Below are 15,909 nucleotides of genomic sequence, written 5' to 3' on the forward strand. Positions count from 1 at the left end.
GATCGAGAGCCTGAACGTATCGGTCGCCGCGGGCGTCAGCCTGTTCGAGACCGTGCGCCAGCGCGGCTGATCGTCCCGTGGCAGCGGCGGGGGGGGGCCCCCCCCGGCGCCGCCGCCCCCCCCCCCCACCGGGGCGCCGCCCCCCCCCCGGCGCTACCCTCAGGAGGCTTCCGCCGCTTCCAGGGTGTTCTGCATCAACGTGGCCACGGTCATCGGGCCGACACCGCCCGGCACCGGGGTGATCCAGCTCGCCCGCTGCGCCGCCGCGTCGAAGCCGACGTCGCCCACCAGCCGACCATCGTCCAGGCGGTTGATGCCAACGTCGATCACCACCGCGCCCGGCTTCACCCACTCGCCCGGCACGATGCCCGGGCGGCCCACCGCCACCACCAGGATGTCGGCGTTGCGCACGGCCTGTTCCAGCACGTCCTTGGGGGTGAACTTGTGGCAGCTGGTGACGGTGCAGCCGGCAATCAGCAGTTCCAGGCCCATCGGGCGGCCAACGTGGTTGCTGACACCGACGATGGTGGCGTTGCGGCCGCGCACCGGCTGATCGGTGTGGCCCAGCAGCGTGGTGATGCCGCGCGGGGTGCACGGGCGCAGGCCGAACTCGCGCAGGGCCAGATGGCCGACGTTTTCCGGGTGGAAGCCATCGACGTCCTTGCGCGGGTCGATGCGCTGGATCAGCCGGCGCGCATCGGGGATGCCCGGCAGCGGCAGCTGGATCAGGATGCCGTTGATCTTCGGATCGGCATTGAGCTGGTCGATCAGGTCCAGCAGCTCGGCCTCGGTGGTGCCGGCCGGCAGGTCGTAATCGTGTGCTTCGATGCCGACCTTCTCGGCGGCACGGCGCTTGTTGCGCACGTACACGGTCGAGGCCGGGTCGCCGCCCACCAGCACCACGGCCAGGCCCGGACGGCTGCCACCGGCCGCGATGCGGGCGTCGACGCGCACCTTCAGGCTGTCGAGCAGGTCTTCAGCGATGCGGCGGCCATCGAGGATGCGGGCAGGATGCGGGGCGGCGGAATCGTTCATCGAATGCGGGGGCGGCGGCGGTGGGGAGGCTATTGTCCCCGATTCAGGCCCCCTCGCCCACCGCCAATGCGGCCGCTGCGCTCGCCGGGCATGGCCCGGCGCTACCTTGGAACGCTGACCCCGGGTGACGTTACGGGTCGCATCCCTCATTCTTCCTCTTCGGGCACGTCCTGCGGGTTCAAGGTCTTGCTTGCCCGCTTCGGCGCGGTGAACGGGGTCGGCGTCGGTACGCCCTGGCCGGAGTTGCCAAACACCATCTTGGCGCCGGCGTTCAGGCCGCCGCCGGCGATTTCCAGCTCGAAACGCTCGGCGTCGCGGCGACGGATCTGTTCGGCGATCTCGATCGCGTCGTCCTCGTCGGCGCCCAGCTCCACCAGCGCGGCCTGACCGAACAGCACGGCCGATTCAAAGGTCTCGCGGATCTGGAAATCGACGCCGGCATGGATCAGCCGCAGCGAGTGCTCGCGGTCGAACGAGCGCACCATCAGTTTGGCCTGCGGGAATTCGTGCGCGACCAGCTCGACGATGCGGTCGGCGGCGTCGGCCTTGTCCACGCACACCGCGATCGCGCGCGCGGTCGCCGCGCCGGAAGCATGCAGCACGTCCAGGCGGGTGCCATCGCCGTAGTAGATCTTGAAGCCGAACCGCGCCGCGCTCTGGATCATCTCCACATCGTTGTCGATGATGGTCACGTCCACGTCGCGCGCCAGCAGCGACTGGCTGGCCACCTGGCCGAAGCGGCCGAAGCCGATCAGCAGCACGCTGCCGGACAGGCCGTCGGCTTCGTCCACGCCCTCCAGGTTCACCGTCGGCTTCGGCGCCACGCGCTTGTAGACCAGCACCACCAGCGGGGTCAGCGCCATCGACAGCACCACCACGGCGGTGAAGTTGGCATTGATGTCCACGTCGATCACACCGGCGGCCGCCGCTGCGGAGAACAGCACGAAGGCGAACTCACCGCCCTGCGCCATCAGCACGCCACGGTCCAGCGCCTGCGCGTGGTCGCTGCCCATCACACGCGCAACGACGTAGATGCACAGCGCCTTGGCCGCCATCAGCGCCAGCACCAGGCCGGCGATCAGCTGCCAGTGCGAAGCCACCACGCCCAGGTCCAGCGCCATGCCGACGCTGAGGAAGAACAGGCCGAGCAGGATGCCGCGGAACGGTTCGATATCGGCTTCGATCTGGTGGCGGAAGGTCGATTCGCTCAGCAGCACGCCGGCCAGGAACGCGCCCATCGCCATCGACAGGCCGGACAGCTGCATCAGCAGCGCCGCGCCCAGCACCACCAGCAACGCGGCGGCGGTCATCACCTCGCGTGCCTTCGATTCGGCCAGCAGGCGGAACAGCGGGTTGAGCAGGAAGCGGCCGACCAGCACCAGGCCGACGATGGCACCGACACCGATCGCTACCGACAGCCAGCGCGAGCCCTCGCCATCGGCGCTGCCCGCGCTGGGCGCCATCCAGGCCACCAGGGCCAGCAGCGGCACGATCAGCAGGTCTTCGAACAGCAGGATGGAGACGATCTTCTGCCCGGACGGCAGCGCGATATCACCGCGCTCGGCCAGCAGCTGCATCACCACGGCGGTGGAGGTCAGCACGAAGCCGGTAGCACCGATGAAGGCCACCTGCCACGGGAAGCCGAACAGCTTGGCGATGCTGGTCAGCACCAGCGCGCAGGTGACGATCTGCAGCGTGCCGAGCCCGAAAATTTCCTTGCGCAGGCTCCACAGGTGCGAGGGCCGCATCTCCAGGCCGATCACGAACAGGAACATCACCACGCCGAGTTCGGCGGTATGCAGGATGGCCTGCGGATCCGAGAACCAGCCCAGCCCGAACGGTCCGATCGCCAGGCCGGCGGCGAAGTAGCCCAGCACCGACCCCAGGCCCAGCCGCCGGAACAAGGGCACCATCACCACCGCCGCGCCCAGCAGGGCAACCACCTTGACCAGCTCGCTGGTCGCTGCTTCTACCGCCATGCGGTGCTTTCCCCGGAATCCAGAATCGCTCACCACGATAGAGCAATGTGGATGACGGCAATAGCACGCATGTTGCGCCGGATTGTCTTGGAGGTGGAACGATGCCGGCAGCCACCCCATACATCATTCTGAAACGATCAACGGTAGCGCCGGGCCATGCCCGGCGGATACGCGTGCCGGTCCCGCTGCGCTCGCCGGGCATGGCCCGGCGCTACCGGAATCACCCGCCCCGGCAGAAGGCGGCGTAATCGATATAGCCCGGGAACGGCACGCCCGGCGCGCAGACCGGGCACTGCGGGTCCGGGCCGATGCCGGTTTCGCGGAAGCGCATGCCCAACGCATCGAAGCGCAGCAGACGCCCCACCAGGGGCTCGCCGATGCCCAGCAGCAGTTTCAACACCTCGGTGGCCTGCAGCACGCCGGCCAACCCTGGCAGCACGCCCAGCACGCCGGCCTCGGAACAGTTCGGCGCGAACTCCGGCGGCGGCGGCTCCGGGAACAGGCAGCGGTAGCAGGGCGCGACGCCGCGCTGGCGGCCGGCGTCGAACACGCTCACCTGGCCGTCGAAGCGCTCGATTGCCGCATACACCAGCGGCAGCCGGTGCTTGATGCAGGCATCGTTGAGCAGATAGCGCAGCGGGAAGTTGTCCGAGCCATCCAGCACCACGTCCACCCCGTCCAGCAGCGCGTCGACGTTGTCGGAGGTGACCCGCTGCGGCAAGGCTTCAATGTCGATGGCGGGATTCAGCGCCAGCAGGCGCTCGCGTGCGGAGTCGACCTTGAGCTGGCCGACACTGGCTTCGGTATGCACGATCTGGCGGTGCAGGTTGCTGCGTTCGACGCGGTCGTGGTCGGCGAAGCGCAGGTGCCCGACCCCGGCCGCGGCCAGGTAGAAGCCGGCCGGTGCGCCCAGCCCGCCCGCGCCCAGCACCAGCACACGCGACTGCTGCAGGCGACGCTGGCCCGCCTCACCCACCTGCGGCAGCAGCAGGTGGCGCGAGTAGCGATCGAAGAAATCGCGGTCGGCAGCGCTGGCCACGGGCTGCACCAGCGGCAGCGCCTGCTCGCGCCAGGCCACGGTGCCCCCGGCGACCGACGCCACGTTCGCGTAGCCAGCGTCGAGCAGGGCCTGCGCGGCGTCGGCCGAACGCTTGCCGGTCTGGCAGATCAGCAGGATTTCCTGTTCCGGGCGTGGCAGGTGCGCGGCCGGGTCGGCCCGCAGTTCCGCCCCGGCCACACCACGGGCGCCTTCGGCCATGCCACCGGCGCGCTCGTGCGCCTCCCGCACGTCGATCAGCACGGCGCCATGGGCCAGGCGGTCATGCGCCTGCGCGGGGGAAAGCTCTCGGATGCTCATGGCGCCATTATCGCGCAGGCCCTGCCCGCCGAGCGTCCCAGGGGTCAGATCCCTGTTCCGGAGGAAAAGGGATCTGACCCCATTCCCCGTCAAACGAAAAAGGCGGCCCTGCGGCCGCCTTTCCGGTTACTTGCCCCTGACGTGTTTCATCAAGCGCCGCTTGGCCTTGATCTGCCGTTCGGTCAGCACGTTCTTCTTGCCCTCGTACGGGTTGGCACCTTCGCGGAACAGGAACACCACCGGCGTGCCGATCAGCTTGAAGCGCTTGCGGAAGAAGTTCTCCAGGTAGCGCTTGTACGACTCCTGCAGCTCCTTCAGGCGCGTGCCATGCACGATGAAGGTGGGCGGGTTGGCCCCGGCCGGGTGCACGTAACGCAGCTTGGAGACGTGGCCGCGGATGGTCGGCGGCGGGTTGGTCTCGTAGGCCACTTCCAGCGCCTTGTTCACTTCGCTGGTGGTGAACGTCTTGTTCGCCGATTCGTGGGCGCGGTGCACCGCACGGAACAGCTCACGCAGGCCCGAGCCATGCTTGGCCGAGATGCGTACCGATTCCGCCCACGGCACGAAGCCCAGCTTCAGCGACAGCATGGTTTCGGCCTGCTCGCGCTGGTACTCGGTCAGGCCATCCCACTTGTTGATGGCGATCACCAGGGCGCGGCCGGCGTCGAGTACGGCCCCCAGCACGGTGGCGTCCTGGTCGGTCACGCCTTCGGTGGCGTCCAGCATGAGCACGGCCACCTGGCACTGCTCGATGGACTGCATGGTCTTGACCACCGAGAACTTCTCGACCACCTCGTCCACCCGCGAGCGGCGACGCAGGCCGGCGGTGTCGATCAGGCGGTACTCGCGGCCATCGCGTTCCAGGTCCACCGCGATCGAATCGCGGGTGGTGCCGGGCACGTCGGAGGCGATCATGCGCTCCTCGCCGAGGATGCGGTTGACCAGGGTCGACTTGCCCACGTTGGGGCGGCCGACAAAGGCGATGCGCACACGGTTCGGATCGTTGTCCAGCTCTTCGCCACTGCCCTCTTCCGGCAGACGCTGGATCACTTCATCGAGCAGATCGTCCAGGCCCTGACGATGCGCGGCCGAAACCGTCAGCATCTCGCTGAAGCCGTAGCGCGCGAATTCCGAGCGCACGGCCATCTCGTCGGTGCCGTCGATCTTGTTGATGAGCAGCAGGGTCGGACGCGACAGCTTGCGCAGCCACGACAGGATCTCGTCGTCCAGCGCCGACGTGCCCTCGCGGGCATCGACGACGAACAGGATCAGGTCGGCTTCGGCGGCAGCGGCCCGGGCCTGACGCGTAGTAGCGCCCGCCAGGCCCTCGTCTTCCCCGGCGATACCGCCGGTGTCCACGACGAGGAAATGATTGTCCTCGTCGAGGCGGCAGACGCCGTAGTTGCGATCACGGGTGACGCCGGGCTGGTCATGGACCAGGGCGTCACGGGTGCGGGTCAACGCATTGAAAATGGTCGACTTGCCGACATTCGGCCGTCCAACCAGGGCGACCAAAGGCAGCATCGCGATTACTCCGTATTAATTTGCCAACCGGAAGGCGGTCAGCTTGCCATCCACGTTCTGCACCAGCAGCACCCCGTCGACGACGATCGGCTGGGCCAGCAGAGCTTCACCGCCGCTCTTGGCCCGCGCCGCCATCGCGCCATCGGACGTCTGCAGCCAGTGCACGTATCCCTTGTAGTCGCCGACCACCACGTAGTCGCCGTGCAGTGCCGGGCCGGTCAGCAGGCGCCGGGCGAGCCCGGTCTGCGACCACATCGCCGCGCCACTGGCCTTGTCCAGGCCGAACACGCCACCCTTGTTGTCGGTGACGAACACATTGCCCGACGAGACCGCCACGCCACCGGCACCGCCGTGGTCGCGCGCCCACAGCGGGCGACCGGTCGGGCCTTCGATGGCCATCGTCTGGTTCTTGAAGCTGCTCACGAACAGCGTGTTGCCATCGAGCACCGGCGCACCGTCGATGTCGGCCATGCGCTCCAGCTCGGTGCGCCCTTCAGCGCTGCCCACGTTCTGTTCCCACAGGGTGCGGCCATCCTGCATGGCCAGCGCGGCGATGGCGCCGTCATCCCTGCCGATGAACAGCACGCCCGGACCGGTCACCACCGGCGCATTGCCACGCACGGTCAGCGCCGGCAGTTCGCTCGGGTTGAACCAGCGCTGGGTGCCGTTGCCCACGTCGAAGGCGGTGATGCGGCCGTCGTTGCTGCGCACGAACACCATGCCCTGGGCCACCGCCGGCGCGGCGATCACTTCGCCGGGCACGCGGGCGCGCCACTTCTCACTGCCATCATTGATGTCCAGCGCGATGACCTGGCCGTCGAGCGTGCCGATCACGACGAGGTTCTCGCCAACACCCGGGCCACCGGACAGGCGCAGCTTGTCCTTCTTCTTTTCCTTCTTCGGCTCCCAGGTCCAGACCTTCTTGCCGGTCTGCAGGTCGATGGCGTGCACGCCACCGGTGATCGCCGCAGCGAACACGTGACCGTTGGCCACCGCCGGGCCCTGGCGCACGCCGATGCGACGCTCACCCTTGCCCAGATTGACCGACCAGGCCTTGTTGACCTTCAGGGTCGGCTCGAACTTGACCAGTTCGGCCGGCTCCTGCGCCTTCTTCGCTTCCGCGTCCTTGCCGGCGAACCAGCCCTTCATGGTGCTGCAGCCGGACAGCGCCACGCCGAGCAGCAGCACGGTGGCGACGCGGGTGATCATGACCTTCTGACTCATCAAACCGACTCCGCAGGGGCGGCGACGGTGCCGCCGGCGTCCATAACCTTGGTTTCCAGCAGGCGCCGCTGCGGCGCCGCCACGTCCAGCGTCTTCAACGCCTTCTCGTACTGTTCGCGGGCGGCATCACGCTTGCCCTGGGCCATCAGCGCATCGCCATGGATCTCCAGGCTGCCGCTGTCGGTGGCGCTGCCCAGCAGGGAGATCGCCTCGTCAGCCTTGCCGGTCGCGACCAGCAGGCGGGCCACGCGCTGGTCGACCACGCGCTGCAGGTCACCTTCGACCTTCACGCTGCGCAGCGTCGCCAGGGCTTCTTCATTCTTGCCGGCGTCGACCTGGGCCTTGGCCAGCTGCAGCGCCGCGAGGTCGCCGTAGATGCTGGAGGGACCGGCTTCGAGCGCCTTCACCGCCTTGGCGGCGTCGTCGAGCTTGTTCTGCTGCAGACCCACCAGTGCCTTCTGGTATTCGACATTGGCCGAGGCCAGCTTGCCGCCCTGCTGCGTCTGCCACCACTGCCAGCCGGCGATGGCGCCGATGGCGATGGCCACGCCACCGATGATGCTGGCGCCATTCTTCCGCAGCCAGCTGCGGACGCGTTCACTTTGTTCGTGCTCGTCGAGCAGATCGTCGATCGCCATGCGTACTCTCGCCCCGCCCATCGGGAGGGACCATTGGGATTATCGAAGGTGGTGAAACCGCGCCTCAGTGCGAAACCGGGACCACGGAGCCTTCAGAGGATACCTGAAAGCGTGCCACGTTGGCTCGCTGGTAGGGCGCCAGATCGACGATAGCGCCGTTCTGCTGAACCTGGACCGCCGAGGCGTTGCCCAGAGTGACCCGGGTCACCTGGCCCGGGGTGAAACTGCGGCTCTCGCCCGACCGGATCAGCGCCTTCTCGACGGTGCTGCCATCGGGGCCGCCGATGTCGACCCAGCTGTCTCCGTTGAACTGCATCTCCAGCGTGGTGCCGGCACCCGCCGCAGTGGCGGCCGGACGCGGGACCGGCGCCAGCGAGGCGACGTACGGGGTCGCGGCCGGCTTGGCGGTGGACGCCACCGAGGTCTCCGTCGATGCCACCGGCTCGGCGCCGTCGGCGGCGGGGGTGACCGGCACGGTCGCCGGGATCACGTCCAGCGAGGCGGTGTTCGGCGACGGCGTGCCGCCATCGAAATGGCCGCGCGTGGCGAACCACACCGGCACGGCCAGCACCGCGGTGATGCCGACATACAGCACGCGCCGGCCGAGGTTCTCGGCGATCCGGCGCGCACGCGGGGTATGGGTATGGCTGACCAGGGTCGGCGGGACCACCGGGCCCACCTGGGCCTGCTCCAGCAGTTCGCTCACATCCACATTCAGCAGGCGCGCATAGCTGCGCAGCTGGCCGCGGACGAACACCGGCGCACCGAGCTTCTGCCACTGTTCTTCTTCCAGCGACCTGACCACCTGGACCGGCATGCGCAGCCGCTGTCCGACGTCGTCAAGGGTCAGTCCGGCCGCCTCGCGGGCCTGGCGAAGGCGGGTGCCACAGCCGGCCGCAGTCTCGAGAGCGCTCACAGTCTGGTCATCAATCACAATGCATCAACCCTGGAGTTAGGAGCCCGCATCCTGCGGAAATTCCTGTCGAATCCGCTGCAGATAGCGATCGGATGCTGCGTGATCGCCCAGCCGCGCCTCGATTTGAGACGCAAGTTGTAACACGGAACGTGTTGCGGGTGCAGCCGAAATCCTGCGCTCGGCGAAGGCCCGGGCCTCCATGTAGCGGCCCTGGCGGAAGCTCAGCTGGGCCATCGCCTCCAGGGCGACCGGGTTGGCCGGAGCCACCGCGAGTGCGGCACGCAGGTCGCGCTCGGCCCGTTCGGGCTGCCCCGCGTCGAGCGCACAGCCCCCCGCGTTGGCCTGCGCCTCGGCGGGCGTGGCATAGCCCGGCGCCTGCAGCGCACGATCGAACCACACCAGCGACTCGGCGGCCTGCCCCTGCTGGCACAGCCAGGCGCCATAGTTGTTGAGTACGTCACCGCGCTGCGGGGCCAGCTCTGCGGCCCTGCGGAAGCCCTCGCCCGCCTGCCGGGTGCGGCCGCGGCGGTCATCGATGCCGGCCAGCAGGACCAGTGCGTCAGGCTCGTCGGGCTGCAGCTTCAGCGCCTGTCGGGCCTTGCTCTCGGCACCGTCCAGATTGCCCAGCTGCATGTCGCGGGAGGCCAGCACCAGCAGGTCGTTCACGCGCACCTGGCGACGCACGCCGTCCGGGTCACGCACCGAATAGACCGGCGCTTCGCTGGGACCGAGCCGGCCCTTGGGCGTGGAGGAGCAGGCACCGACCGCCATGGCCAGCACGCCCGCAAGCAGCGCCAGCCGGAAGCGGTCAGGCGGCCGCATCGCTCCCCTTCCCCGCCTGCAGCGTCTTGTTGAACTCCGCCTGGCGGCGGGTGCGGTCCATCACCTGGCCCTTGAGCTGGCCACAGGCGGCGTCGATGTCATCGCCGCGCGTGCGGCGGACCATCGTCAGCACATTGCTGTCGAGCAGGATCTTCTGGAACGCGCGGATGTCGGCTTCCTCGGAACGCTCGTAACGGGTGCCCGGGAACGGATTGAACGGGATCAGGTTGACCTTGCCCGAGTCCTTGGCCTGCACCGCGTTGTCGAACTGGCGCATCAGCCGGGCCAGCTGCCGGGCATGCTCGGGCTGGTCGTTGATGCCCTTCATCAGGGTGTATTCGAAGGTCACCGACTCGCGACGCTTGTTGGCGCGCAGGTAGCGCGCGCACGAGGCCATCAGCTCGGCGATCGGGTACTTCTTGTTGAGCGGCACCAGCGTCTCGCGCAGCTCGTCGTTCGGTGCGTGCAGCGACACCGCCAGGGAGACATCACTCTCGCTGGACAGGCGGTCGATCTGCGGCACCAGGCCGGACGTGGACAGCGTCACGCGCTTGTTCGCCAGGCCGTAGCCCAGATCGTCGCGCATCACGCTCATGGCACGCACGACGTTGTCGAAATTCATCAGCGGCTCGCCCATGCCCATCATCACCACGTTGGTGAGACGGCGCATCTGGTGCGGCACGTTGCCCAGGTGGCGCGCAGCCACCCACACCTGGCCGATGATCTCGGCGGTGGTCAGGTTGCGGTTGAAGCCCTGGGTGGCAGTGGAGCAGAACGTGCAGTTCAGCCCGCAGCCGACCTGCGAGGACACGCACAGCGTGCCGCGGGTCTTGTCCGGGATGTACACGGTCTCGATGGCGTTCTTGCCATCCACGCCCATCGCCAGCAGCCACTTGTGGGTGCCGTCGGCGGAGGGCTTGTCGAACACGATGTTGGGAACGACGACCTCGGCATGATCCTGCAGCTTGGCGCGCAGGACCTTGCCGAGATCGGTCATCTCATCGAAATCGGTGACGTAGCGGTGGTGGATCCACTTCATCACCTGGTGGGCACGGAACTTCTTCTCGCCGAGAACCTCGACGAAAAACGTCTCCAGGCCCGCGCGATCGAGGTCGAGCAGGTTCTGCTTGCCGGCCGTGGGTGCCGACTTCGGCAGCGGCTGGATGGCGGGTGTCTGTACGACCTCGTTCACGGCATCACTCTCAGCGCGAGACGACTTCGGTCGCGGCGAAGAAGTAGGCGATTTCGATCGCGGCATTCTCGACCGAGTCCGAGCCGTGGGCGGCATTGGCATCGATGGATTCAGCGAAGTCGGCGCGGATGGTGCCCGGCGCGGCTTCCTTCGGATTGGTGGCGCCCAGCAGGTCGCGGTGGGCCAGCACGGCGTTCTCGCCTTCCAGGGCCTGGATCATCACCGGGCCGGAGATCATGAACTCGACCAGGGCGTTGAAGAACGGACGCTCGCGGTGCACGGCGTAGAAGCCTTCGGCTTCACGGCGCGACAGCTGCTTGTACTTGGCGGCGACGACCTTCAGGCCGGCCTTTTCAAAGCGGGCGTAGATTTCGCCGATGACGTTCTTGGCAACGGCGTCCGGCTTGATGATCGAAAGGGTGCGCTCCAGCGCCATGGGATGTCTCCAATGGAATCGGGCCGCTGATGGCCCGAAGGGTACATGAAAAAAACCCGCGTCGGAACGCGGGCTTAGCCTGATAAACGTAGGCGAATTGTAAAAGATAAAGCGGCGCGGTGGTAGTGCGCCCCTGGCTGGCGGCTCGTGGCGCCGGGGTCAGAGCCCCTGCGGGGATCCGCCCCCGGCTGTACCCCATTCACCCACCTGAGTGAAATCTGACCGGACCCCGCGTTTTGCTGCACTGCAAAATGCCATACGCTACCGTCTGGTTCTAGTATCAAACAATCGTTTGATTAAGGTCCGCCTGCCGATGGCCAAGCCCGCCCACTTCTCGACCAAGGACCGGATCCTCGGCGCCGCGGAGGAGCTGTTCGCCCTGCACGGCTTTGCCGGCACGTCGCTGCGCCAGGTCACCAGCCAGGCCGACGTCAACATCGCCGCCGTCAACTACCACTTCGGTTCCAAGGAAAACCTGGTCAACGAGGTGTTCCGTCGCCGCATGGACGAGATGACCGGCGCCCGCATGGCCCAGCTCGAACGCGCCCGCAGCGAACACCCCGGTGAACTGCGCCCGGTGCTGGCCGCCTTCGTGGAGCCGGCGCTGGCGCTGGCCCAGGACCGCCAGAGCGGCGGCGCCTTCGTCCGCGTGATCGCCCGCGCCTACGCCGAGAAAAACGACAACCTGCGCAAGTTCCTGTCCGACCATTACGGCCACGTGCTGCGTGCGTTCGGCAAGGCCATCGCCGAGTGCGTGCCCGACCTGAGCAAGGAAGAGCTGTACTGGCGGCTGGATTTCCTGGCCGGCTCGCTCACCTACGCCATGGCCGATTTCGGGCTGATCAAGCGTCCCGCCGGTGTCACCGAAGCGGCGCATCGTGCCCAGGCAGCCCACGAGCTCATCCATTTCGCCGAAGCCGGGTTCCGCGCCGCCGCACGCAGCGGCAGCGCCCTGCCCGCCTCCGCCTGATTCCACCCAGTAACTGCTGACCAACAAAGGCCCTTACACCATGTCCAATTCCCTGCTAGTCCGCCGCGCCGCCGTGCTGGGTGCCGGCGTCATGGGTGCCCAGATCGCCGCCCACCTCACCAACGCCGGCGTCGACACCGTGCTGTTCGACCTGCCCGCCAAGGAAGGTCCGGCCGATGGCATCGTGCTGAAGGCAATCGCCAACCTGGGCAAGCTCAGCCCGGCGCCGCTGGCCAGCAAGTCGCTGGCCGAAGCGATCACCCCGGCCAACTACGAGTCGGGGCTGGAGCAGCTGAAGGACTGCGACCTGATCATCGAGGCCATTGCCGAGCGCATGGACTGGAAGCAGGACCTCTACAAGAAGATCGCTCCGTTCGTGGCCGATCACGCCGTACTGGCGTCCAACACCTCCGGCCTGGGCATCAACAAGCTGGCCGACGTGCTGCCGGAACAGCTGCGCCACCGCTTCTGCGGCGTGCACTTCTTCAATCCGCCGCGCTACATGCACCTGGCCGAGCTGATCCCGGCCTCGACCACCGATGCCGCCGTGCTGGAAGGCCTGGAAGAGTTCCTGGTCACCACCCTGGGCAAGGGCGTGGTCTACGCCAAGGACACCCCGAACTTCATCGGCAACCGCATCGGCGTGTTCTCGATCCTGTCGACCATCCACCACACCCAGCAGTTTGGCCTGGGCTTTGACGAAGTGGACGGCCTGACTGGCCCGCTGGTGGGTCGCCCGAAGTCGGCCACCTACCGCACCTCCGACGTGGTCGGCCTGGACACCATGGCGCACGTGATCAAGACCATGGGCGACACCCTGCCGAACGACCCGTGGCATGAATTCTTCAAGTCGCCCAAGTGGCTGGACGCGCTGATTTCCAAGGGCGCACTGGGCCAGAAGACCGGTGCCGGCATCTTCCGCAAGGTCGGCAAGGACATCGTGGTGCTGGACCTGGAAAAGCAGGACTACCGCGCCGCTGACCGCACCGCCGCACCGGAAGTGGTCGAGATCCTGAAGATCAAGAACCCGGCGGAGAAGTTCGCCAAGCTGCGCGAGAGCCAGCATCCGCAGGCACAGTTCCTGTGGGCGACCTTCCGCGATCTGTTCCACTACAGCGCCTACCACCTGGCCGACATCGCCGAGACCGCGCGCGACGTCGATCTCGCGATCCGCTGGGGCTACGGCTGGTCGCTGGGCCCGTTCGAGACCTGGCAGGCCGCGGGCTGGAAGCAGGTGGCGCAGTGGATCGCCGATGACATCGTCGCCGGCAAGAGCATGAGCAATGCCCCGCTGCCGGACTGGGTCTTCGATGGCCGCGACGGCGTGCACGCCGCCGAGGGCAGCTACAGCCCGTCGCGCAACGCCAAGCTGCCGCGCTCGTCGCTGCCGGTGTACCAGCGCCAGCGCTTCCCGGATCCGCTGCTGGGCGAAACGTTCGCGCCGGGCGAGACCGTGTTCGAGAACGATGGCCTGCGCATGTGGCACGACGGCGACGGTATCGCCGTGGTCAGCTTCAAGACCAAGATGAACACCGTCTCCGACCAGGTGCTCGATGGCCTGCAGGAATGCGTCTCGCGCGCCGAGAAGGACTTCCAGGGCCTGGTGATCTGGCAGCAGAAGGAACCGTTCTCCGCCGGTGCCGATCTGGCCGGCGCCCTGGGCCTGCTGCAGGCCGGCAAGGTCGACCAGTTCGAGCAGATGGTCGCCAACTTCCAGCGCACCAGCCAGCGCATCAAGTACTCGCTGGTGCCGGTGGTGGCTGCCGTGCGCGGCCTGGCCCTGGGCGGTGGCTGCGAGTTCCAGATGCACAGCGCCAAGACCGTGGCCTTCCTGGAAAGCTATATCGGCCTGGTGGAAGCCGGCGTCGGCCTGCTGCCGGCCGGTGGCGGCCTGAAGGAACTGGCCGTGCGCGCCTCGCAGGCGGCCGGCCCGGGCGGCGACGTGTTTGCCGAACTGAAGAAGACCTTCGAGACCGTGGCCATGGCCAAGGTGTCCAACTCGGCGGTCAATGCCAAGGAGCTGGGTCTGCTGCGCAGCACCGACAAGGTGGTGTTCAACAGCTATGAGGCGCTGTACATCGCCAAGGCCGAAGCCCGCGCGTTGGCCGAAGCCGGCTACCGTCCGCCGCTGCCGGCACGCCGCATCCAGGTGGCCGGCGACGTCGGCATCGCCACCTTCAAGATGATGCTGGTCAACATGCTGGAAGGTCGCTTCATCAGCCCGTACGACTACGAGATTGCAGAGCGCATCGCCACCGTGCTGTGCGGCGGCAAGGTCGATCGCGGCACCCTGGTCGACGAAGAGTGGCTGCTGACCCTGGAGCGCAAGCACTTCGTCGAACTGGCCCAGCAGGAAAAGACCCAGGCCCGCATCGCGCACATGCTCAAGACCGGCAAGCCGCTGCGCAACTGATTGATGGCGGATGCCGGCCCCGGGCCGGCATCACCTGCTGTGGCAGTCGAGCATGGCTCGACTCTACAAAACCTATTCGAGAGATCACTGCAATGACCAAGCAAATCCAGGACGCCTACATCGTCGCCGCCACCCGTACCCCGGTGGGCAAGGCGCCCAAGGGCATGTTCCGCAATACCCGCCCCGACGACATGCTTGCCCACGTGCTGCGCAGCGTTGTCGCGCAGGCGCCGGGCGTGGACGTCAACCGCATCGATGATGCGATCATCGGCTGCGCGATGCCGGAAGCCGAGCAGGGCATGAACGTGGCGCGCATCGGCGTGCTGCTGGCCGGCCTGCCGAACACCATCGCGGCGCAGACCGTCAATCGCTTCTGCTCCTCCGGCCTGCAGGCCGTTGCGCAGGCCGCCGATGCGATCCGCCTGGGCAACGCCGACCTGATGCTGGCCGGCGGCACCGAGTCGATGTCGATGGTGCCGATGATGGGCAACAAGATCGCGATGGCACCGAGCGTGTTCGACAACGACCATGTGGCCATCGCCTACGGCATGGGCATCACCGCCGAGAAGGTGGCCGAAGAGTGGAAGGTCTCGCGCGAAGAGCAGGACGCGTTCGCCCTGGCCTCGCACCAGAAGGCGATGGCTGCGATCCAGAAGGGCGAGTTCAAGGACGAGATCAGCCCGTACGAGATCGTCTCGCACCTGCCGGACCTGGCCGATGGCCAGCGCATCATTACCCGCAACAAGGTTGCCGATACCGACGAAGGCCCGCGCCCGGATTCCTCGGCCGAAGGCCTGGCCAAGCTGCGCCCGGTGTTCCGCAATGGCCAGTTCGGTGGCACCGTCACTGCCGGCAACTCGTCGCAGATGAGCGACGGCGCCGGTGCCGTGCTGCTGGCGTCGGAACAGGCGATCAAGGACTACGGCCTGACCCCGCTGGCGCGCTTCGTCAGCTTCTCGGTGGCCGGCGTGCGCCCGGAAGTGATGGGCATCGGCCCGATCGCCGCGATCCCGAAGGCACTCAAGCAGGCTGGCCTGAACCAGGATCAGCTGGACTGGATCGAGCTCAATGAAGCCTTCGCCGCGCAGTCGCTGGCGGTGATCCGTGACTGCGGCCTGGACCCGGACAAGGTGAACCCGCTGGGTGGTGCGATCGCCCTGGGCCACCCGCTGGGTGCCACCGGTGCGATCCGTACCGCGACCCTGCTGCACGGCCTGCGTCGTCGCCAGCAGAAGTACGGCATGGTGACGATGTGCATCGGCACCGGCATGGGCGCGGCGGGTATTTTCGAGGCGCTGTAGGTTCAAAGCGTTGCCTCGTTGGGCTTCATGGCGTGGGCCGGGTTGGCAGGGCTGCCTGGGACACGCCGTGAACCCATCCATGGGGGCTCGATGGCGCCATCC

The 15,909-nt window shown here is 67.6% G+C and carries 13 protein-coding genes; 3 read left to right on the top strand and 10 right to left on the bottom strand.

The annotated features are described in order from the left end of the window. Window positions 1–159: 159 nt before the first annotated feature. The 10 genes from folD to ndk all read right to left on the bottom strand — a co-directional run bounded on the left by folD (window position 160) and on the right by ndk (window position 11,123). Window positions 160–1,035, bottom strand: a complete 876-nt coding sequence (gene folD, locus ACVOME_RS17905; RefSeq protein ID WP_053517606.1) for a bifunctional methylenetetrahydrofolate dehydrogenase/methenyltetrahydrofolate cyclohydrolase FolD — start codon at window positions 1,033–1,035, stop codon at window positions 160–162. Between the two features lie 146 nt (window positions 1,036–1,181). Continuing rightward, window positions 1,182–3,014 (bottom strand): monovalent cation:proton antiporter-2 (CPA2) family protein, encoded by a 1,833-nt coding sequence (locus tag ACVOME_RS17910; RefSeq protein WP_481505351.1) that lies wholly within the window; start codon window positions 3,012–3,014, stop codon window positions 1,182–1,184. Between the two features lie 220 nt (window positions 3,015–3,234). Next, complete coding sequence (moeB, locus tag ACVOME_RS17915) at window positions 3,235–4,371, bottom strand: molybdopterin-synthase adenylyltransferase MoeB (RefSeq protein ID WP_481505352.1); 1,137 nt, start codon at window positions 4,369–4,371, stop codon at window positions 3,235–3,237. A gap of 126 nt (window positions 4,372–4,497) precedes the next feature. Beyond that, on the bottom strand, window positions 4,498–5,895 hold the full coding sequence (gene der, locus ACVOME_RS17920; protein ID WP_481505353.1) for a ribosome biogenesis GTPase Der: 1,398 nt from the start codon (window positions 5,893–5,895) through the stop codon (window positions 4,498–4,500). 15 nt (window positions 5,896–5,910) lie between these two features. After that, window positions 5,911–7,119, bottom strand: a complete 1,209-nt coding sequence (gene bamB, locus ACVOME_RS17925; protein WP_053520184.1) for an outer membrane protein assembly factor BamB — start codon at window positions 7,117–7,119, stop codon at window positions 5,911–5,913. Beyond that, a complete protein-coding gene (locus tag ACVOME_RS17930; protein ID WP_053520185.1) occupies window positions 7,119–7,757 on the bottom strand; it encodes a YfgM family protein in 639 nt (212 codons plus the stop codon). Before ACVOME_RS17930 ends, bamB begins: the two co-directional genes overlap by 1 nt. Before the next feature lie 64 nt (window positions 7,758–7,821). After that, window positions 7,822–8,691 carry a RodZ domain-containing protein gene (locus ACVOME_RS17935; protein ID WP_065175051.1) on the bottom strand — a complete coding sequence of 290 codons (870 nt, stop codon included), beginning with the start codon at window positions 8,689–8,691 and terminating at the stop codon, window positions 7,822–7,824. An 18-nt stretch (window positions 8,692–8,709) separates the two neighbouring features. Beyond that, the gene (pilW, locus tag ACVOME_RS17940; RefSeq protein WP_053520187.1) at window positions 8,710–9,495 is read right to left on the bottom strand and encodes a type IV pilus biogenesis/stability protein PilW; all 786 of its coding nucleotides are present in this window, start codon (window positions 9,493–9,495) and stop codon (window positions 8,710–8,712) included. After that, window positions 9,482–10,687 (bottom strand): dual-specificity RNA methyltransferase RlmN, encoded by a 1,206-nt coding sequence (rlmN, locus tag ACVOME_RS17945; RefSeq protein WP_053520188.1) that lies wholly within the window; start codon window positions 10,685–10,687, stop codon window positions 9,482–9,484. Before rlmN ends, pilW begins: the two co-directional genes overlap by 14 nt. A 10-nt stretch (window positions 10,688–10,697) precedes the next feature. Beyond that, window positions 10,698–11,123, bottom strand: coding sequence for a nucleoside-diphosphate kinase (ndk, locus tag ACVOME_RS17950; RefSeq protein ID WP_005409295.1), 426 nt, complete (start codon window positions 11,121–11,123; stop codon window positions 10,698–10,700). 313 nt (window positions 11,124–11,436) lie between these two features. Here ndk and ACVOME_RS17955 point away from each other — a divergent pair, with 313 nt between their 5' ends. From ACVOME_RS17955 to ACVOME_RS17965, 3 genes are all read left to right on the top strand, one after another. After that, the gene (locus ACVOME_RS17955; RefSeq protein WP_065175050.1) at window positions 11,437–12,093 is read left to right on the top strand and encodes a TetR/AcrR family transcriptional regulator; all 657 of its coding nucleotides are present in this window, start codon (window positions 11,437–11,439) and stop codon (window positions 12,091–12,093) included. 40 nt (window positions 12,094–12,133) lie between these two features. Further along, window positions 12,134–14,506: a 3-hydroxyacyl-CoA dehydrogenase/enoyl-CoA hydratase family protein gene (locus ACVOME_RS17960; protein ID WP_111185658.1), complete on the top strand. Its 2,373-nt coding sequence runs from the start codon at window positions 12,134–12,136 to the stop codon at window positions 14,504–14,506. 92 nt (window positions 14,507–14,598) lie between these two features. Next, complete coding sequence (locus ACVOME_RS17965; RefSeq protein WP_053520191.1) at window positions 14,599–15,807, top strand: acetyl-CoA C-acyltransferase; 1,209 nt, start codon at window positions 14,599–14,601, stop codon at window positions 15,805–15,807. Window positions 15,808–15,909: the final 102 nt, after the last annotated feature.

Source organism: Stenotrophomonas sp. STEN008, from assembly GCF_056760435.1.

What these genes read in the sequence shown, in the direction of transcription:
- folD (WP_053517606.1), bottom strand. Translation starts at nt 1,035, where the DNA reads ATGAACGATTCCGCCGCCCCGCATCCTGCCCGCATCCTCGATGGCCGC.
- ACVOME_RS17910 (WP_481505351.1), bottom strand. Translation starts at nt 3,014, where the DNA reads ATGGCGGTAGAAGCAGCGACCAGCGAGCTGGTCAAGGTGGTTGCCCTG.
- moeB (WP_481505352.1), bottom strand. Translation starts at nt 4,371, where the DNA reads ATGAGCATCCGAGAGCTTTCCCCCGCGCAGGCGCATGACCGCCTGGCC.
- der (WP_481505353.1), bottom strand. Translation starts at nt 5,895, where the DNA reads ATGCTGCCTTTGGTCGCCCTGGTTGGACGGCCGAATGTCGGCAAGTCG.
- bamB (WP_053520184.1), bottom strand. Translation starts at nt 7,119, where the DNA reads ATGAGTCAGAAGGTCATGATCACCCGCGTCGCCACCGTGCTGCTGCTC.
- ACVOME_RS17930 (WP_053520185.1), bottom strand. Translation starts at nt 7,757, where the DNA reads ATGGCGATCGACGATCTGCTCGACGAGCACGAACAAAGTGAACGCGTC.
- pilW (WP_053520187.1), bottom strand. Translation starts at nt 9,495, where the DNA reads ATGCGGCCGCCTGACCGCTTCCGGCTGGCGCTGCTTGCGGGCGTGCTG.
- ndk (WP_005409295.1), bottom strand. Translation starts at nt 11,123, where the DNA reads ATGGCGCTGGAGCGCACCCTTTCGATCATCAAGCCGGACGCCGTTGCC.
- ACVOME_RS17955 (WP_065175050.1), top strand. Translation starts at nt 11,437, where the DNA reads ATGGCCAAGCCCGCCCACTTCTCGACCAAGGACCGGATCCTCGGCGCC.
- ACVOME_RS17960 (WP_111185658.1), top strand. Translation starts at nt 12,134, where the DNA reads ATGTCCAATTCCCTGCTAGTCCGCCGCGCCGCCGTGCTGGGTGCCGGC.
- ACVOME_RS17965 (WP_053520191.1), top strand. Translation starts at nt 14,599, where the DNA reads ATGACCAAGCAAATCCAGGACGCCTACATCGTCGCCGCCACCCGTACC.